General features: G+C 70.3%; 19 protein-coding genes. 14 read left to right on the forward strand and 5 right to left on the reverse strand.

What is annotated here, in order from left to right:
* Positions 1–25 precede the first annotated feature (25 nt).
* Together BN1193_RS17585 and tilS are read left to right on the forward strand one after the other, a co-directional pair.
* On the forward strand, positions 26–2,458 hold the full coding sequence (locus BN1193_RS17585; protein WP_096788230.1) for an RICIN domain-containing protein: 2,433 nt from the start codon (positions 26–28) through the stop codon (positions 2,456–2,458).
* Positions 2,459–2,586: 128 nt separating this feature from the next.
* Complete coding sequence (gene tilS, locus BN1193_RS17590; protein ID WP_040168578.1) at positions 2,587–3,561, forward strand: tRNA lysidine(34) synthetase TilS; 975 nt, start codon at positions 2,587–2,589, stop codon at positions 3,559–3,561.
* 1 nt (position 3,562) lies between these two features.
* On the opposite strand, the gene BN1193_RS17595 is transcribed toward tilS, so the two are convergent.
* The 3 genes from BN1193_RS17595 to BN1193_RS17605 form a co-directional block, all read right to left on the reverse strand.
* Positions 3,563–3,769 (reverse strand): hypothetical protein, encoded by a 207-nt coding sequence (locus tag BN1193_RS17595; protein WP_040168232.1) that lies wholly within the window; start codon positions 3,767–3,769, stop codon positions 3,563–3,565.
* Positions 3,770–3,902: 133 nt separating this feature from the next.
* Positions 3,903–4,145, reverse strand: coding sequence for a hypothetical protein (locus tag BN1193_RS17600; RefSeq protein WP_040168233.1), 243 nt, complete (start codon positions 4,143–4,145; stop codon positions 3,903–3,905).
* A 146-nt stretch (positions 4,146–4,291) separates the two neighbouring features.
* Positions 4,292–4,828 carry a DUF937 domain-containing protein gene (locus BN1193_RS17605; RefSeq protein ID WP_040168234.1) on the reverse strand — a complete coding sequence of 179 codons (537 nt, stop codon included), beginning with the start codon at positions 4,826–4,828 and terminating at the stop codon, positions 4,292–4,294.
* A gap of 129 nt (positions 4,829–4,957) precedes the next feature.
* Between BN1193_RS17605 and hpt the strand changes: the two genes are divergently transcribed.
* Together hpt and BN1193_RS17615 are read left to right on the forward strand one after the other, a co-directional pair.
* The gene (hpt, locus tag BN1193_RS17610) at positions 4,958–5,509 is read left to right on the forward strand and encodes a hypoxanthine phosphoribosyltransferase (protein WP_040168235.1); all 552 of its coding nucleotides are present in this window, start codon (positions 4,958–4,960) and stop codon (positions 5,507–5,509) included.
* Between the two features lie 4 nt (positions 5,510–5,513).
* Positions 5,514–5,906: an SdpI family protein gene (locus tag BN1193_RS17615; protein WP_052460940.1), complete on the forward strand. Its 393-nt coding sequence runs from the start codon at positions 5,514–5,516 to the stop codon at positions 5,904–5,906.
* Between the two features lie 20 nt (positions 5,907–5,926).
* Here the strand turns inward: BN1193_RS17615 and BN1193_RS17620 are convergent, their stop codons facing one another.
* A complete protein-coding gene (locus tag BN1193_RS17620) occupies positions 5,927–6,661 on the reverse strand; it encodes a class I SAM-dependent methyltransferase (RefSeq protein WP_040168236.1) in 735 nt (244 codons plus the stop codon).
* A 156-nt stretch (positions 6,662–6,817) separates the two neighbouring features.
* Between BN1193_RS17620 and ftsH the strand changes: the two genes are divergently transcribed.
* The 10 genes from ftsH (at position 6,818) to lysS (ending at position 16,480) form a co-directional block, all read left to right on the forward strand.
* Positions 6,818–8,821, forward strand: a complete 2,004-nt coding sequence (ftsH, locus tag BN1193_RS17625) for an ATP-dependent zinc metalloprotease FtsH (protein WP_040168237.1) — start codon at positions 6,818–6,820, stop codon at positions 8,819–8,821.
* A gap of 4 nt (positions 8,822–8,825) precedes the next feature.
* Positions 8,826–9,425 (forward strand): GTP cyclohydrolase I, encoded by a 600-nt coding sequence (gene folE, locus BN1193_RS17630; protein ID WP_040168239.1) that lies wholly within the window; start codon positions 8,826–8,828, stop codon positions 9,423–9,425.
* The gene (folP, locus tag BN1193_RS17635; protein WP_040168241.1) at positions 9,422–10,225 is read left to right on the forward strand and encodes a dihydropteroate synthase; all 804 of its coding nucleotides are present in this window, start codon (positions 9,422–9,424) and stop codon (positions 10,223–10,225) included. The genes folE and folP overlap by 4 nt, the downstream gene beginning before the upstream one ends.
* Complete coding sequence (gene folB, locus BN1193_RS17640; RefSeq protein ID WP_040168242.1) at positions 10,212–10,577, forward strand: dihydroneopterin aldolase; 366 nt, start codon at positions 10,212–10,214, stop codon at positions 10,575–10,577. Before folP ends, folB begins: the two co-directional genes overlap by 14 nt.
* A gap of 2 nt (positions 10,578–10,579) precedes the next feature.
* Entirely contained in the window at positions 10,580–11,101 is a 522-nt protein-coding gene (gene folK / locus BN1193_RS17645; RefSeq protein ID WP_040168580.1) for a 2-amino-4-hydroxy-6-hydroxymethyldihydropteridine diphosphokinase, read from the forward strand.
* The gene (locus BN1193_RS17650) at positions 11,098–11,586 is read left to right on the forward strand and encodes a DUF3180 domain-containing protein (RefSeq protein WP_040168244.1); all 489 of its coding nucleotides are present in this window, start codon (positions 11,098–11,100) and stop codon (positions 11,584–11,586) included. Before folK ends, BN1193_RS17650 begins: the two co-directional genes overlap by 4 nt.
* Complete coding sequence (locus BN1193_RS17655; RefSeq protein ID WP_094770613.1) at positions 11,531–12,112, forward strand: PH domain-containing protein; 582 nt, start codon at positions 11,531–11,533, stop codon at positions 12,110–12,112. Before BN1193_RS17650 ends, BN1193_RS17655 begins: the two co-directional genes overlap by 56 nt.
* Positions 12,109–14,151: a PH domain-containing protein gene (locus BN1193_RS17660; protein WP_230206547.1), complete on the forward strand. Its 2,043-nt coding sequence runs from the start codon at positions 12,109–12,111 to the stop codon at positions 14,149–14,151. The genes BN1193_RS17655 and BN1193_RS17660 overlap by 4 nt, the downstream gene beginning before the upstream one ends.
* Positions 14,148–14,852, forward strand: a complete 705-nt coding sequence (locus BN1193_RS17665; protein ID WP_040168246.1) for a DUF2520 domain-containing protein — start codon at positions 14,148–14,150, stop codon at positions 14,850–14,852. Before BN1193_RS17660 ends, BN1193_RS17665 begins: the two co-directional genes overlap by 4 nt.
* A 104-nt stretch (positions 14,853–14,956) precedes the next feature.
* Positions 14,957–16,480: a lysine--tRNA ligase gene (gene lysS, locus BN1193_RS17670; RefSeq protein WP_040168248.1), complete on the forward strand. Its 1,524-nt coding sequence runs from the start codon at positions 14,957–14,959 to the stop codon at positions 16,478–16,480.
* A gap of 9 nt (positions 16,481–16,489) precedes the next feature.
* On the opposite strand, the gene BN1193_RS17675 is transcribed toward lysS, so the two are convergent.
* A complete protein-coding gene (locus BN1193_RS17675) occupies positions 16,490–17,191 on the reverse strand; it encodes a lysophospholipid acyltransferase family protein (protein ID WP_040168250.1) in 702 nt (233 codons plus the stop codon).
* Positions 17,192–17,194 lie beyond the last annotated feature (3 nt).

Raw genomic sequence — 17,194 nt, forward strand, 5'->3', positions numbered from 1 at the left:
ATCCGGTCACGAAGGAGTGACGAACATGCCCAGGTCTTCCCGTCCGACTCCCGCTGCGGCGGTCCGCCCGCCCGGGCGACGACGCCTCGGTGCGACCGCCGTGGTGATCGCGGTCCTCGCCGGCACCGTCATCGCCGGTACGGCGGCGCAAGCCGAGGAACCGGACGCCCCGCCCACGCCGGAGCCGTCCGTGTCCGCGACAGCAGAGCCGTCCGCGACTGCGACGCCGGAGCCGTCCGCGACGGAGCCCTCGGTGACGGAGACGACGGATCCGACCGAGACCGGGTCGTCCGGCCAGAACGCCGTCGCCCTCGGTCCGACCTCGATCCTGAACCGCCTCAGCGGGCGCTGCATCGACGCCGCCGACGCGGGCACCACGGTGGGCACTCCGCTGCAGCAATGGCAGTGCTACGCCGGCTCGGGGGCGCAGACCTGGGACGTCCGCGACGCGGGCGATGGCCTGGTGTCCCTGATCATGAACAGCACGCCCGGGGTCTCGATCGCGGCCATGGACGACGGGACGGTCCAGCTGGCCGCGACCGCGGCCGTCGCCGCGCAGCAGTGGCGCCCGGTCTCGACGTCCGCGGACGTGTTCGAGTTCCACACCGCGGCCGACGATGGCACGTGCCTCGCGGTCGTCGATGATTCGCCGAGCGACGGTGCGCGGCTCGCCGTGGCCGCGTGCTCCGGCACGGACGGCCAGCGCTTCCGGCTCGTGCCGAACGTCGACGAAGATCCCTGGAAGATCGCCAATCCGTTCGGACCGAACGTCACCGTGATCGACCGCACCTGGTCGACGCCGGACCTGCAGCAGAAGGTGGACGCCATCTTCGCCGACCAGCAGACCAGCCAGTTCGGTCCCCGACGGGATGCCGTGATCTTCACGCCGGGCAGCTACACCGCCGATGTCCGGGTGGGCTTCAACACGCAGATCCTCGGCGCGGGGCTCCTCCCCACCGACGTCACGATCAACGGGCATGTGCGCACGGACGCGTCGTGGTGGGACGGCACCGGGTCGAACCTCTACAACTCCACGCAGAACTTCTGGCGCGGTGCGGAGAACCTCTCCGTCAAGCCCACCGACGGCCAGGAGATGTGGGCGGCATCGCAGGCGGCGCCGTTCCGGCGGATGCAGGTCGACGGAGACCTCATCCTCGCGCAGCCCAACGGCAGCGGCGCGCGATGCGGCTGGGCCTCGGGCGGGCTCCTGGCAGACTCCGTCGTGACCGGCACGGTCGATTCCTGCACCCAGCAGCAGTACTACACCCGCAACTCCGAGATCGGCGGATGGACCGGCACCAACTGGAACCTGACCTTCCAGGGCACCACCGGCGCGCCGGAGGAGGGTGTGTTCGACGAGACCAAGTACACCGTCGTGGAGAAGACGCCGGTCGTGCGTGAGAAGCCGTTCGTCTACCTGGACGGCGGCGAGTTCAAGGTGTTCGTCCCGGCGCTGCGCTCGGACAGCGTGGGCACGTCGTGGGCGTCCGGAACGCCCGCAGGCGAGTCTCTGGGATTGGACGCGTTCTACATCACCCAGCCCGGCGACACCGCGAAGGCGATCAACAAGCAGCTCAAAGCGGGCAAGAACCTGATCATCACCCCGGGCGTCTACAAGCTCGATCGTCAGCTCGAGATCACCCGCGCCGACACGGTCGTCCTGGGCCTCGGCCTGGCGACGCTGCAGCCGGTGAAGGGCGACGCCGCCATCGAGGTGGCGGATGTCGACGGCGTCAAGATCGCCGGCCTCATCGTGGACGCGGGGGCGAAGAACTCCGATGTCCTGGTGCAGATCGGGCCGAAGAAGTCCAAGAAGTCGCACGCGGAGAACCCGACGTCGCTGCATGACCTGTTCATTCGGGTCGGTGGGAACTGGGAGGCCCACGCCACGCAGAGCATCGTCGTGAACAGCAGTGATGTGATCGGCGACCACCTCTGGGTCTGGCGCGCGGACCACGGGCACAACGCTCCCGACGGGTTCTACCCGGACTGGAAGAACACCACCGGTCGCAACGGTCTGGTCGTCAACGGCGCCCGCGTCACGATGTACGGCCTGTTCGTCGAGCACTACCAGCAGTACCAGACGCTGTGGAACGGGGAGGACGGGCGGACCTTCTTCTACCAGAACGAGACGCCGTACGATGCTCCGACGCAGCGCGCGTGGATGGACGGCAAGAAGAACGGGTGGGCGGCGTACAAGGTCGCCGACTCGGTCAAGCACCATCAGGCGGTCGCGCTCGGCAGCTACGCGGTGTACTTCGGTCCGAACTTCGGGGCGCAGACGTTCACTCCGGACCTCTCGAACGCGTTCGAGACGCCGACCGGACCGGGGATCAGCTTCCGGCACATGGTGACCGTCGCGATCACGAGCGGGACGATCTCCTCGATCATCAACGGTGTCGGGGACGTCACTCCCGAGGGCGTGAAGGCGGTGACGCTGGAGCAGTACCCGCAGTGATCGGAGCGGCCGCGCGCGGCCGCTCCGGGTGCCGAAGCCCTTCGTCGGCGCCCACGACGGGACGGGTCATGGACCCGTCCCGTCGTGCTGTGAGCGACCGCTCGTTCCGGTCCCGTAGCGTGGTGCTCATGCCGAGCCTGGACCCCGCCGTCGCCGAGATCCGTCGCGCCGTTCGCGCAGCCCTCGTCCCGTTCGCCGGGCGAACGGTCATCGTGGCGCTGTCCGGGGGCGCGGACTCCCTCGCGCTCACGGCCGCCGTCGCGTTCGAGGTGGGCGCGGCGGACGTCTCCGCCCGCGCCGTCGTCGTCGACCACGCCATGCAGGAGGGCTCGGCCGAGGTCGCCGAGCGCGCGGCCGAGCAGGCGCGATCGCTCGGGCTGGAGGCGCGAGTCGTCCGGGTGATCGTGGACGGCGCCCCGACGGTTGGCCCGGAGGCCGCGGCCCGGGTCGCGCGGTACGCGGCGCTGGACGCCGCCGCCGATGACCTCGGCGCGGCCGCGATCCTGCTCGCGCACACGCGCGATGATCAGGCCGAGACCGTGCTGCTCGGGCTCGCGCGCGGGTCCGGCGCCGGATCGCTGCAGGGCATGGCGCCCGTCTCCGGACGCCGCGTGCGCCCGCTGCTGTCGGTCGCCCGGGCCACGACGGTCGCCGCCTGCGCCGCGCAGGGGCTGGAACCGTGGCACGATCCGCACAACGACCATGCGCGCTACGCGCGCGTGCGGGTCCGGAACACGGTCCTGCCGGTTCTCGAAGCGGAGCTCGGACCGGGGGTCGCCGAGGCTCTTGCGCGCACCGCCGAGCAGCTGCGGGAGGACAACGACGCCTTCGCCGAGATGATCGACGAGACCATCGAGGACATCGTCGAGCACGCCGAGGCGGGCATCTCGGTTTCCGTCCCGGCACTCGCGGCGAACCCGGCAGCCCTCCGGCACCGGATCATCCGCCACATCGTCGCGAGCGAGTTCGGGGTGTCGCTCACCCGGGTGCAGACGCTGGAGGTCGCGCGCCTCGTCATGGACTGGTCCGGCCAGGGGCCGATCGACCTGCCCGCCTGCACGGCGGTGCGCACGGGCGCGAGAGTCGTGTTCACGGCGCGCTGAGTCAGCCGCCGAGGATCACCGCCGACACCGCGAACGAGATCGCCAGCACGATTCCGCAGACGATCATCAGAGCCGCAGCGCGGTGCGTGGCGGGGGCGTGCGGCCCGAGCGCCGCCCGTGAGCGCACGAACGACAGTACGGCCGACGCGGCGACGAAGCCGAGGACCAGCATCGTCACCAGAACCAGAATCTCAAGCAGGAAACCCATCGCGACTCCCTCGTCACGTGCCGCGTGGCGGACGCGTCAGGGTCATTGTGCGCCCGACCGTCGGCGGATGCCACCCGCAGGCGCGGCGCGTCGCGTCGACGGGCCACGCCACGTCACGTCGGCCGAGCGTCGCTCACCGCTTCATCGCCCTCTTGCCCGCGAGGATCGCCCACAGGTTGGCCAGGGCGCCGATGGCGATACCGGCCGACCCGGCCACGCGCACCCAGCCACCGTCGTCGCCCATGGCCATACCGACGAACAGCAGGATGATCCCCGCGATCAGGAGTACGCCGATCAGGATGTACACGCCGATCGGAATCGCGGCTCGTCGGCGACTCGGCGTGCTCGATGTCGTGTTCTCATCGAAATCGCTCATCTCGGACCTCCCCGGTGTCCTGGGGGTCATCCTGACCGATGCCGGCGACCCGCACCAGAGGCGTGGCGGCATCCGACAGCCGGGGCAACGCATGACGGCGGCGCACTCACCGGGAGTGCACCGCCGTCATGGATGGGGCTGTGGTGTTACTTCTTGCCGAAGAGCCCGCCGAGGCCACCGAGGATCGACCCGATGTCGATTCCGCCGCCGGAGGACTGCGCGTTGCCGGACTGGTTGCCGGTCAGGCCGCCCAGAAGTCCGCCGAGCACGTCGCCGAGACCGCCCGAGGAGGTCTCCTTCGCGTTCGAGGTGCCCTTGGAGAGCATGCCCATCACGATCGGCGCGAGGATCGGCAGCAGTTTGCTGAAGTCGATGCCGGCGGTCTTCTCGTTCGAGGACAGCTGGCTGGCGACGGCGTCGGTGTCATTGCCGAAGATGTGCGTCAGGATCTTCTGTCCGTCTGCGGTGTCAACGTTGTCGACGTCGATCTGGCCGCCGTGGTTCTCCAGCGCCTTCTCGATCGCCGCCGCGCCGTCCGCGCTCTCCGCATTGCGGTGGAGGCCGCCGATGATCGTCGCGCCGCCCTCCTTCACCGCCTGAGCCGCGGTGCCCTCGTCGACGCCGAGCTTCTTCGCGATGTCGCCGATGGGAAGCTGCGACAGGATGTCATCGATCCCGGCCATGGGATCCCCTTTCGTAGGTGAAGGCGCCGCGCGGGAACGCGAGCCGCAGTGCAACTGTGCCGGAAAAATGCGGTCGGCCACAACCGGGCGCGCGAGGACCCGCCGGCGAAGCGACCTAGAATTGACCTCATGCGTGCCGCTGATATCGCTGACCACCTGACCGACGTCCTCGTCACCGAGGAGGAGATCCACGCCAAGCTGCGCGAGATCGCGCAGCAGGTCGCAGTGGACTACGCGGGCAAGGATCTCGTGCTGGTCGGTGTCCTCAAGGGCGCGATCATGGTGATGAGCGACTTCATCCGGGCCCTGCCGATCCTCGCCCCGATCGACTTCATGGCGGTGTCCTCCTACGGTGCATCCACGAAGTCCAGCGGCGTCGTGCAGATCCGCAAGGACCTCGACACCGACATCCACGACAAGCACGTCCTGATCGTCGAGGACATCATCGACTCCGGCCTCACGCTGTCGTGGCTGCTGGAGAACTTCGCCTCCCGCGGCGCCGCCTCGGTCGAGGTGCTGGCGCTGCTGCGCAAGCCGGAGGCCGCCAAGGTCGAGATCGACTGCAAGTACGTCGGCTTCGACATCCCGAACGAGTTCGTCGTCGGCTACGGCCTCGACTACGACGAGAGCTACCGCAACCTGCGCGACGTCGCCGTCCTGGCCCCGCACGTCTACAGCTGACGCCGTGGAAGGCGCATGGGGAGCGCTCGCCGGCGCGATCGTCATCGGCGTCGGCGCTCTGCTGATGCTGTGGCTGGCGCGACGCTCCGCGGCCGGAACTCTGCCGCGCAATCAGCTCGCTGGGATCCGGACGCCCCTCACGCTGTCCTCGGATGAGGCCTGGTACCCGGCGCAGGCGGCCGCGGCCCCCGCGACGCGGACCGCGGCGCTCGGCGGCCTCATCGGGTCTGTGGCCGCACTCGTGGCCAGTGTCATCGTGCTCGTCCTCGGCGCGGAGGGCATCGTGCCGGGGCTGCTGTGCGCCGGACTGCTGCTCGCCGCCACGGCATGGCTGCTCGTCTTCGTCCTGATCGGCGCCGCCGCCGTCCTCCGCGCGGCCCGGGACACCTCCCGCTGACGAATCCGGCTCAGCGGAGGTCAGGCGGGGCGGAAGACGCGGAGCCAGGTGCTGTAGCGCTCGGTGACCGGGCCCAGGCGCTCCGCGACGGCCGCCACAGCCGCAGCGTCGGGTGCGGACCAGTCGCTGAAACTCGTGAACAGGTCGCGGACCTGCGCCGCGTCCAGCTCGACGGTCCACGTCACTGACTCGGCGCGGTCGAGATCCCACAGGCCGGTGCCGAGGACCGCGGCCGTCACGCCCTCCGCATCGCTGGGCGTGGACCGCTGCGGGGTCGCCCGGGTCTGCCGCGCCGCGATGCGGGCGACCTCCGCCCGGAACGGGGTCCGCCACTCCGGGTCACCGTAGCGATTGTGGACCACAGCGAATGCCCCGTCCGGTGTCAGGGCCGTGCGCAGCTTCGGCAGGAGACGGTTCAGATCCAACCAGTGCACCGACGTCGCCGCCAGCGCGAGGTCCACGGACGCGGGCTCAAGAGGGACGTCCTCGGCACGCGCGGTGTGCACCTGAGCTTCCGGGAATCGCTCCCGCAGTCGCGCGGCGAGGACCGGTCCCGGTTCCACGGCCGTCACGTGCATTCCGGCGGAGACCAGTTCGCGCGTCGCCAGCCCGGTGCCGGCGCCGAGGTCCCATGCTCGGTCGCCGGTGCGCAGCAGCCCCGCCTCACGCAGCAGCTCCCAGATTCGCGGCGGGTACGGCGGGCGTCCGGCTTCGTAGGCGTCCGCGACGGCGTCGAAGTTCAGGTGATCGGACATCACGGTCGACGGTATCGGGTCCGGCGAATCCGTAGCCCGGGCACGGGTACGCCGTGGGCGAATACCAGGGAGGGCAAAGGTGGGCCGCGATACCCTGAGGGGCGACGTCGCGAGACGTCTCTGTCGACAGAAGGGCAACGGGGGCCGCCCCGCACCATGGACTTCAAGAAGCTCACACGCAATCCGCTGATGTACGTGCTGCTCATCGGCGTGCTGCTGCTGGCCGGATTCGGGCTGATCTCGTCCCTCGGCGGCGCCAAGCAGATCACCGTCCAGGAGGGTCTCGAACTCCTCAAGGGCAACACCGTCTCCGAGGTCACCAACACCGACGGCGACAACCGCGTCGACATGCAGCTGTCCAAGGCCTACAAGGGCTCCACCTCGGTGCAGTTCTACTACGTCAGCGCACGTGCCGAGCAGGTCGTGACCGCGATTGACGCGGCCAACCCGAAGGACGGCTACGAGGACGTCGTGCCGCAGGGCAACTGGTGGGGAAGTCTGCTCTCGCTGCTGATCCCGATGCTGCTGCTCGGTCTGCTGTTCTGGTTCCTGCTCTCCTCGGCCCAGGGCGGCGGCGGCAAGGTGATGCAGTTCGGCAAGTCCCGCGCCAAGCTCGTGACCAAGGACACCCCGACCGTCACGTTCAATGACGTCGCCGGGGCGGATGAGGCGATCGAGGAGCTCGAGGAGATCAAGGACTTCCTCAAGGAGCCCGCGAAGTTCCAGGCGCTCGGCGCCCGCATCCCGAAGGGCGTGCTGCTGTACGGCCCTCCCGGAACCGGTAAGACCCTGCTCGCCCGCGCTGTCGCCGGCGAGGCCGGAGTGCCCTTCTACTCGATCTCCGGATCGGACTTCGTCGAGATGTTCGTCGGCGTCGGCGCGAGCCGCGTCCGTGACCTGTTCACCCAGGCCAAGGAGAACGCTCCGGCCATCATCTTCATCGACGAGATCGACGCCGTCGGCCGGCACCGCGGCGCCGGCATGGGCGGCGGCCACGACGAGCGCGAGCAGACGCTGAACCAGATGCTCGTCGAGATGGACGGCTTCGACCCGAAAGCGAACGTCATCGTCATCGCGGCGACGAACCGCCCCGACATCCTCGACCCCGCCCTGCTGCGTCCGGGCCGCTTCGACCGTCAGATCGGCGTGGACGCCCCGGACCTCAAGGGCCGTCTGCAGATCCTGCAGGTGCACGGCCGTGGCAAGCCGCTCGCGGACTCCGTCGACCTTGAGGTCGTCGCCCGCAAGACCCCCGGATTCACCGGTGCCGACCTCGCCAATGTGCTGAACGAGGCCGCGCTGCTGACCGCGCGCTCCAACGCGCAGCTGATCGACAACCGGGCGCTGGATGAGGCGATCGACCGCGTCATCGCCGGTCCGCAGCGCCGCACCCGCGTGATGAACGAGAAGGAGAAGCTCATCACGGCGTACCACGAGGGCGGACACGCGCTCGCGGCGGCGGCGATGAACCACACCGACCCGGTGACCAAGATCACGATCCTGCCGCGCGGCAAGGCCCTGGGCTACACGATGGTGCTGCCGGTGGATGACAAGTACTCCGTCACGCGCAACGAACTGCAGGACCAGCTCGCCTACGCGATGGGCGGCCGCGTGGCCGAGGAGATCGTCTTCCACGACCCGACCACGGGTGCATCGAACGACATCGAGAAGGCCACCGGCATCGCCCGCAAGATGGTCACCGAGTACGGCATGACCACCGACGTCGGACCGGTCAAACTCGGTTCCGGCTCCGGCGAGATGTTCTACGGCCGCGACATGGGCCACGACCGCGACTACTCCGACAAGCTCGCCGAGCGCATCGACCGCGAGGTCCGCGATCTCATCGAGCAGGCGCACAACGAGGCCTACGAGGTCATCAACGCGAACCGCGACATCCTGGACCGCCTGGCGCTCGAGCTGCTGGAGAAGGAGACCCTGGATCACCTCCAGTTGGAGGAGATCTTCCGCGACGTCCGCAAGCTGCCCGAGCGCCCGCAGTGGCTCTCCAGCGACGGACGCCCGGTCTCCGCGCTGCCGCCGATCCAGGTTCCGGAGCACGTCGCGGCGGCCGCCCGCGCCGCCGCCGCCCCGTCGGCCACCGCGCCGGACGCCGGCAAGCAGCGTCCCGCGACCGGACACCCGCGTCCCGCGACGGCGTGATCGCGTGGCTGTCGATCGGCCGCGGATCGCGGCGCTCGTCCGCGAACTGATCGAGGCGATCGGGGAGGACCCGCATCGCCCCGGCCTGACCGGCACCCCCGAGCGCGTCGCCACGACGTGGGCGGAGTTCTTCGCCGGCGTCGGCGAGGACCCCGCGGCCCCGCTCGCGCACACCATCAGCGTCTCCCACGGTCCGGCGCCGGAGACTGAGCCGAGCGGTGCGGTGATCCTGCGGGACGTGCTGTTCCGCTCCGTCTGCGAGCACCATCTGCTGCCCTTCCAGGGACGTGCGCACATCGCCTACCTGCCCGGCGAGAAGGTCGTCGGTCTCGGCGCGCTGCCGAAGGTCGTGGACGTGCTGGCCGCCCGGCCGCAGGTGCAGGAACGCCTCGGCGAGCAGATCGCCGACACGATCGCGACGGCCCTGGACGCCAAGGGCGTCCTGATCGTGCTGGACGCGCGCCACCAGTGCGTGACCACGCGCGGCGGGCGGCAGCCGATCGCCTCGACCGTCACCATCGCGGCGCGCGGGACGCTCGCCGAACCGGCGGCGCGCAGCGAGATCGTGGCGCTGATCGGGTCCGGAGACCAGGAGAGCGCGTGACGGCGATCTGGGGCATCGTCAACGTGACGCCGGACTCGTTCAGCGACGGTGGCGACCACCCGGATCCCACGACGGGCCTCGCGCACGCTCGAGCTCTGCGTGCGGCCGGCGCCCACGTGCTCGATATCGGCGGGGAGTCGACGCGACCGGGCTCGGAGCGGGTGCCGCTCGCCGTCGAGCGTGCGCGGGTGCTCCCGGTGATCGAGGCGCTCGTCGCCGAGGGAGCCGTGGTCTCGATCGACACGATGAACGCCGACACCGCGGTCGCCGCGGTCGCCGCGGGAGCCCGCTACGTCAACGACGTCGCCGGGGGGCTGGCGGACCCGGACATGTTCGCCGCGGTCGCGGAAACCGCGGCGGCCATCGTGATCGGACATTGGCGTGGTCCGTCCGCGGACATGTACGCCCGCGCGGAATATGACCAGATCGGCCGGGAGGTCGCCCAGGAACTGGCCGACCGGGTCGCCGCGGCGGTGGCCGCCGGCATCTCCACGGAGCGGATCGTGATCGACCCGGGGATCGGCTTCGCCAAGACCGCGGAGCAGAGCTGGGAGCTGCTGCGGGATCTCGCCGAGATCGTCGCGCTCGGCCACCCGGTGCTCATCGGGACCAGCCGCAAGCGGTTCCTCACCCCGGTGCTCGGGGAGGACGCATCGCGCGAACGCCGGGACCTCGCGACGGCGGTGACCAGCGTGCTGGCCGCCGACGCCGGGGCCTGGGCGGTGCGCGTGCACGACGTCGGGGCGACGCGCGACGCGCTCGCCGTCCGTACGGCATGGCAGGGTGATGAGCGTGGATGAGATCACGCTGACCGGCCTCACCGTCTTCGGACGGCACGGAGTGTTCGACTTCGAGCGCGAGCAGGGCCAGGAGTTCACGATTGACGTGACGCTACGGCTCGACCTGCGTCCCGCGGCGGCCAGTGACGACGTCACCGACACGGTGCACTACGGCGAACTCGCCGACGCGCTGGCCGAGATCGTCGCGGGGGAGCCGGTCGCGCTCATCGAGACCCTCGCCGCACGCTTGGCGGACGCGGCACTGACCGACCCGCGCGTGCACGACGCGTCCGTCACCGTGCACAAGCCGCACGCCCCGATCGAGCGCACCTTCACCGACGTCTCGGTCACGATCCACCGGAGTCGATCGTGAAGATGCAGCGCTTCCCGCCGATGCCCGAGCCGGATGCTCGTCCGCCGCGCGAACCGTCCGTCGCCGTCGTCGCGCTCGGCTCGAACCTGGGGGACCGAGCCGGAACGCTCGAGGCCGCGGCCGATGAGATCCGTCGGCTTCCGCTGGTGGACGAGGTGGTGCTGTCCCCGGTCGTCCGGTCCGTCGCCGTGACCCTGGCGGGTCCGGACCCGAGCAAGCCGGAGTATCTGAACGCGGTCGCCCTGGTCCGGACCCGCCTCGCGCCCACGGTGCTGCTCGGCTACCTCCACCGCATCGAGACCGAGCACGGCCGCGAGCGCCGTGAGCGCTGGGGGGACCGGACGCTGGACCTCGACATCGTGGCGTACGGAGACCTGCGCAGCGACGATCCGCGCTTGACCCTCCCGCATCCCCGGGCGCACGAGCGTGACTTCGTCCTGGAACCCTGGCTGCAGATCGATCCGGACGCCGTCCTGCCGGGGTACGGGCGCGTCGCCGATCTGCTGGCGGAGCTGCGCTCGTGAAGCGGACGACCGTCGGTGTGCTGCTGATCGCGGTGGTCTTGGGCCTCGGCGTGGGCTTCGGCATCGACCTGGTGCTGACCACGATGGCTCGCCCCACCTTCCTCCCGGATTGGCTGCTCCCCATCGCTCAGGTCGTGATCGCCGCGGCGGTGCTGCTGTTCGCGTGGCCGATCAGACGATCCGTCCGGAACCCGGATGCTCCGCGGGTCGATCCGTTCCGCGCGTTGCGCACGGCCGTTCTCGCGCGCGCGTCGAGCATGCTCGGCGCCGTCCTCGGCGGGTTCGCCGGTGGCCTGTTGATCTTCGTACTGACCCGTCCGGTGCAGCCCCGGGTAGGCTCGATCGCAGTCATCATCGTGTCCCTCGTCGCCAGCGTCGTGCTGGTGGTGGCGGCCCTGGTGGCTGAATATTTCTGCACCCTGCCGAAGGATGACGATGACGATCCCAGCGGACTCGACGGACCCGAAGCCCCAGCCCACCACTGACGTGCTGGACGCGGGCACGTACCCGCGCCTGAAGGAGCCCCACAGCCCGAACCGTCTGGAACTGGACGGCCGCTGGCACCAGATCTCGAAGAACTACGTCATCGTGCAGTTCATCAGCGAGGGCGCGCTTCTGCTCGTCGTCCTCGCCGCGGCGCTCGTGCTGTGGCTCGGCTTCGGGCAGTGGTGGGCGCTCATTCCGGGCGTGATCATCGTGGTCGCGCTGCTGTGGACGCTCATCATCCTGCCGCGCCAGGCTCGCGCTTACGGCTACATGCTCCGCGAGGACGACATCGTCTTCCGCCGCGGGATTCTCTGGCAGCGCATGGTCGCGGTGCCCTACGGCCGCATGCAGCTCGTCGACGTCACCCATGGTCCGCTCGATCGTGGTTTCGGCATCGCGCAGCTCAAGCTCGTGACCGCCGCGGCATCCTCCGGCGCGACGATCCCCGGGCTGACCCAGGCCGGCGCGGAACAGCTGCGTGACACGCTCATCGCGGTCGCCGAGTCGCGACGGACGGGCCTGTGAGCTTCCCCGCTTCCCCGCCGCCGACCGGGCCCGGTTTCTCCGGTCCGGCCGGCCCGCGCGCTCTCCAGCCGACACCGACGACCGACCTCAGCGACGGCGAATGGCACCGGATGCACCCGGCCACCCCGCTGCTGAAGGGCGGACTGGTCCTGCTGGTGGTCATCGGTTACCTGATCGCGAACCTCCGCGAGCGGCTGATCGACATCTTCCTTCCTGAGCAGGCCCGCGGTTACAGCGGCGAGGGCGACCCCCTGGACTGGATCGTCGCGAACAACCTGGTCTTCCTCGCGATCGTCGCGGTCCTCGTGGTCGTGCTCATCGTGGTCGGTGTGATGTTCCTGAGCTGGCGCTTCCACACCTTCCGCATCACCGCGACGGACGTCGAAGTCCGCAAGGGTGTGATCTTCCGCTCGCAGCGGCGTGCACCGCTGGACCGGGTGCAGGGCGTGAACCTCACGCGTCCGTTCGTCGCGCGCCTCGTGGGGCTGGCCAAGCTCGAAGTCGTCGGCGCAGGTGCGGACGCGAACGTGCCGCTGGAGTACCTCAGCACCCGCAACGCGGAGAAGGTCCGCACCGACATCCTGCGTCGCGCGTCCGGGCTCAAGCAGGCCCGAGCGGCGGCGATCGACGCCGCGAACGGCGTGCCGCCGGCTCAGCGGGCGACGCTGACCGCGCGCACCGAGCACCTCCTGCAGGACTTCGCGGACGGTGCGACCGGGCTGGTGCTCGGGGCCGAGGACCCGGTCGCCGAGCCGGCGAGCGTCGTGCACATCCCGTTCGGGCGCATGCTCGCGTCCCACCTGGTCAGCCCGTCCACGGTGATCCTCCTGATCTACGTCGTCGGCATGATCATCGGCGCGTTCTTCGAGCCGTTCCTCCTCGTGGGTCTGATCCCGGCGATCTTCGCTTTCGGTGCGTTCTACATCAAGTCGCTGATGAAGGTCCTGCGCTACTCGATCGCGCCGACGCCGGACGGTCTGCGGGTGACGTTCGGTCTGACCACGACGATCACCGAGATCATCCCGCCCGGCCGCATCCACGCCGCCGAGGTCACGCAGTCCATCGCGTGGCGACCGTTCGGCTGGTACTCGCTGCGGATCAACCGGATGAACGGCAAGAGCGCCACCGCCCAGGGCCAGAACGATCCCTTCACGACGCTTCTGCCGGTGGGTACGCGCGCCGACGTCGTCCGAGTGCTCGGGCTGGTCTTCCCGACGGTCCACCCGGCTGACCTCGAGGGCATGCTCGACCAGGGGGTCAACGGCCCGCGCCCGGGCGACCCGTTCACCACGTCGCCGGGCCGCGCCTGGTGGGTGCACCCGCTGATGTGGCGCCGCAACGGCGCGCTGCTGACGCCGAATTTCCTCCTGCTGCGCCGCGGACTGCTCTGGCACCGCCTCGCCCTGATCCCGCTCGCGCGGATCCAGAGCACCGGAATCAGGCAGGGGTGGCTCGCGCGCTTGACCCGGCTGGCGTCGCTGCAAGCGCACGTCATCCCCGGTGTCGTTCGCGGCGACATCGAGGGTCTGGCGCGCGACGATGCGCAACGGCTGTTCGCGGACGTCGAACGGGCCGCGCTCGATGCCGCGCGCGATGACCGTTCGCACCGCTGGGCGGAAGGGGATCCGGTTCCGGCGCCGCAGTGGGGCCCGGAGTCGATCGCGATCGGTGTGCCCGCACCCGCCGAAGGATTCGCGCCCGTGCCCGCCGATGGAGGATTCGCGCCCGCACCTCCTTCGGTCTCGCATGCCCCGGCTCCCGCGCCCCCGGCTGTGCCCGTCGCGCCCCCGGCTGTGCCCGTCGCGCCCCCGGCTGCGTCCGGCCCGCCCCCGCCGGGGCGGGGCCCCCGGCGCGCGCCGCCCGCCCGGCGCCCCCGGCCCCCCCCCCCCCCGCCCCTGACCCCGCCGGCCCTGCCGCAGCCGGAGCCGCCCGTGACGAGCGCGGCTGCACCGGCGCCCGACCCGGTGGACGATGAGCTCCTGGCCTCGCTCGGGTTCGAGTCCGATGTCCCGGGGAACGACCCGGAGGAACGCCTGTGACGCGGGACGGACGGCTCGGCATCGGCGTGATCGGTGCCGGACAGGTGGGACCGGTCGTGGCGGCCGCCCTCGCCGGTGCCGGACACGCCATCGTCGGCATCACCCCCGGGAGCGATCCGGACCGGGTGGCGGCGATGCTCCCCGACGTTCCGCACCTGGACGCGGTCGAGGTCGCCCGCCGCAGTGAGCTCGTCATCATCGCTGTGCCCACCGCCGAGCTGTCCGGGCTGATCTCCGGCCTCGCGTCGGTGAACGCCTGGCAGATGGGTCAGCTCGTGATGCACACGGACCCGGCGTTCGGTGTCGAGGTGTTCGCCCCGGCTCGCGCGCTCGGGATCATCCCGCTGGCAGTGCATCCGGCGATCACCTTCACCGGAACCAGTATCGACCTGCGCCAACTCCCCGGCTCCTACGCCGCGGTGACCGCACCCGGTCCGGTGCAGCCGATCGCGCAGGCGCTGGCCGTCGAGATGGGATGCGAGCCCGTCATCATCGCGGAGGAGGACCGGCCGGCGTACGCGGAGGCCGTCGCGACGATCGCGACCTTCTCCGCCGCGGTGGTCCGGCAGTCCGCGGACCTCCTGCGCGACATCGGGATCGAGAATCCCGGCGGATACCTCTCCGCGCTCGCCCGTTCCACGGTGGACCGAGCCCTCACCGAGGCAGGCCGGACCGATCCGGACCTGGATGGCCTGGTCTGACGCCGGACGCGGTCGGGTCGCTGAAGGCCGGTCCGGATCGGTGGCGTCAGTGCCGCCGCGACGGCTCGGTAGACTGGTCTGGACTTTTTCCGAGGAGCCCCCAGATGTCTGAAACCCCGTCCGCCGCGCCTGATGAACCGACCGAGGAGGAGGTCTTCGAGCAGAAGGCCGTCCGCCTGGCCAAGCGCGCGAAGCTGATCGAGGAGCGCACGTCTCCCGCCGGCGGGGCGTACCCGGTGTCCGTGCCGGTGACGACGACGATCGGTGCCCTGCGCGCCGAGTACGGCGAGCTCGAGGCCGGTGCCGAGACGGGCGTCACCGCCGGCGTCGCCGGACGCATCGTGTTCAGCCGCAACACCGGCAAGCTGTGCTTCGCGACGCTGCAGTCCGGTGAGGGTGCGCGCATCCAGGCGATGGTCTCGCTGGCGAACGTCGGCGAGGACTCGCTCGCGGCGTGGAAGGAACTCGTCGACCTGGGTGACCACGTCTTCGTCTCCGGTGAGGTGATCTCCTCCCGTCGCGGTGAGCTGTCCATCATGGTCACCGAGTGGCAGATCGCGGCGAAGGCCGTCCTGCCGCTGCCGAACATGTACTCCGAGCTGAACGAGGAGACGCGCGTCCGCAGCCGCTTCCTCGACCTGATCGTGCGCGACAAGGCCCGCGAGAACGTCATCGCCCGCGCCAAGGTCAACGCGAGCCTGCGACAGACCTTCGCGAACCATGACTTCGTCGAGGTCGAGACCCCGATGCTGCAGGTGCAGCACGGTGGCGCGTCGGCCCGTCCGTTCGTGACCCACTCGAACGCCTTCGACACCGAGCTGTACCTCCGCATCGCTCCCGAGCTGTACCTCAAGCGCGCGGTCGTCGGTGGTCTCGAGCGCGTGTTCGAGATCAACCGCAACTTCCGCAACGAGGGCGCAGACTCCACCCACAGCCCGGAGTTCGCGATGCTCGAGGCCTACATGGCCTACAGCGACTACAACGGCATCGCCGACCTCACCCAGGAGATGGTGCAGAACGCCGCCGTCGCCGTCTCGGGATCGACCGTGGTGACCTGGGCCGATGGCACCGAGTACGACCTCGGTGGCCAGTGGGACCGCATCTCGATGTACGACTCGCTCTCCGCCGCCGCCGGCGTCGCGATCACCCCGCAGACCCCGGTCGCGGATCTGAAGGAGCTCGCCGACAAGGAGGGCGTCGAGGTCCCGGAGAAGGTCGCCACGCACGGCAAGTACGTCGAAGAGCTCTGGGAGCACTTCGTCAAGGGCGACCTTGTGCGCCCGACGTTCGTGATGGACTTCCCGGTCGACACCTCGCCGCTCGTGCGCGAGCACCGGACGATCCCAGGCGTCGTGGAGAAGTGGGACCTCTACATCCGCGGCTTCGAACTCGGCACCGGCTACTCCGAGCTCATCGACCCCGTCATCCAGCGCGAACGCTTCATCGAGCAGGCGAAGCTCGCCGCGAAGGGCGACGTCGAGGCGATGAACGTCGACGAGGAGTTCCTGCGCGCGCTCGAGCACGCCATGCCGCCGACCGGTGGCATGGGCATGGGCATCGACCGCCTGCTGATGGCGATCACCGGCCTCGGCATCCGCGAGACGATCCTCTTCCCGCTGGTGAAGTAACCCGGAGTCTCAGGCGTCCGCGCTGGAGGCGTTCGTCGAGTCCGCGCGGTCCTGACCGGTCAGGGCGGCGATCGCGTCCATGATGCGTTCCGTCGCGAGGCGTCGTGCGCGGCCGGTGGGGAGGTCCGCGAGGTCGGACAGATCCAGGGGGGCGCCGAAGCGCACTTCGGGGCGGCCGCGGCCGAGGAGCCACCCGAATGGCACCAGCCGGTCCGTGCCGATGACGCCGACCGGAACCACCGTGGCGCCGGTCTCCAGAGCCATCCACGCGGCACCGGTCTTGCCGCGGTACAGCCGTCCGTCCCGCGATCGTGTGCCCTCCGGGAACACGGCGAAGACGCTGCCGGAGCGGAGGATGTCGCGCCCGGCATCGAGCGCGGCCTGCGCGGCGTGACCGGCGGTGCGCAGCACCGGAACCGCGCCGATCGAGGTGAAGAACCATCGCGAGACGCGGCCGCGCAGCCCGGTCCCGGTGAAGAAGCTCGACTTGGTCAGGAACTGCACCGGACGGGAGGCCGCGACCGGGATGAACACCGTGTCCCACCCGGACAGGTGGTTGGCGGCGAGCAGGACGGCGCCGGTGCGGGGGAGGGCGGTCCGCCCGGTCCGTCGGGCGCGGAACAGAATCGCGAACAGGGGACGCAGTACGGCCCGACCGACGAAGTAGACACCACCGGGTCGCGCGACCGGTCGGGTCGGGGAGTCGCTCATCCC

Origin of the sequence: Microbacterium gorillae, assembly GCF_000826185.2 — a bacterium.
Lineage (GTDB): Bacteria > Actinomycetota > Actinomycetes > Actinomycetales > Microbacteriaceae > Microbacterium > Microbacterium gorillae.

Excerpts from the sequence above, each read along its gene's own strand:
- BN1193_RS17585 (WP_096788230.1), top strand. The coding sequence starts at position 26 with ATGCCCAGGTCTTCCCGTCCGACTCCCGCTGCGGCGGTCCGCCCGCCC.
- tilS (WP_040168578.1), top strand. The coding sequence starts at position 2,587 with ATGCCGAGCCTGGACCCCGCCGTCGCCGAGATCCGTCGCGCCGTTCGC.
- BN1193_RS17595 (WP_040168232.1), bottom strand. The coding sequence starts at position 3,769 with ATGGGTTTCCTGCTTGAGATTCTGGTTCTGGTGACGATGCTGGTCCTC.
- BN1193_RS17600 (WP_040168233.1), bottom strand. The coding sequence starts at position 4,145 with ATGAGCGATTTCGATGAGAACACGACATCGAGCACGCCGAGTCGCCGA.
- BN1193_RS17605 (WP_040168234.1), bottom strand. The coding sequence starts at position 4,828 with ATGGCCGGGATCGATGACATCCTGTCGCAGCTTCCCATCGGCGACATC.
- hpt (WP_040168235.1), top strand. The coding sequence starts at position 4,958 with ATGCGTGCCGCTGATATCGCTGACCACCTGACCGACGTCCTCGTCACC.
- BN1193_RS17620 (WP_040168236.1), bottom strand. The coding sequence starts at position 6,661 with ATGTCCGATCACCTGAACTTCGACGCCGTCGCGGACGCCTACGAAGCC.
- ftsH (WP_040168237.1), top strand. The coding sequence starts at position 6,818 with ATGGACTTCAAGAAGCTCACACGCAATCCGCTGATGTACGTGCTGCTC.
- folB (WP_040168242.1), top strand. The coding sequence starts at position 10,212 with ATGAGCGTGGATGAGATCACGCTGACCGGCCTCACCGTCTTCGGACGG.
- folK (WP_040168580.1), top strand. The coding sequence starts at position 10,580 with ATGCAGCGCTTCCCGCCGATGCCCGAGCCGGATGCTCGTCCGCCGCGC.
- BN1193_RS17655 (WP_094770613.1), top strand. The coding sequence starts at position 11,531 with ATGACGATGACGATCCCAGCGGACTCGACGGACCCGAAGCCCCAGCCC.
- lysS (WP_040168248.1), top strand. The coding sequence starts at position 14,957 with ATGTCTGAAACCCCGTCCGCCGCGCCTGATGAACCGACCGAGGAGGAG.
- BN1193_RS17675 (WP_040168250.1), bottom strand. The coding sequence starts at position 17,191 with ATGAGCGACTCCCCGACCCGACCGGTCGCGCGACCCGGTGGTGTCTAC.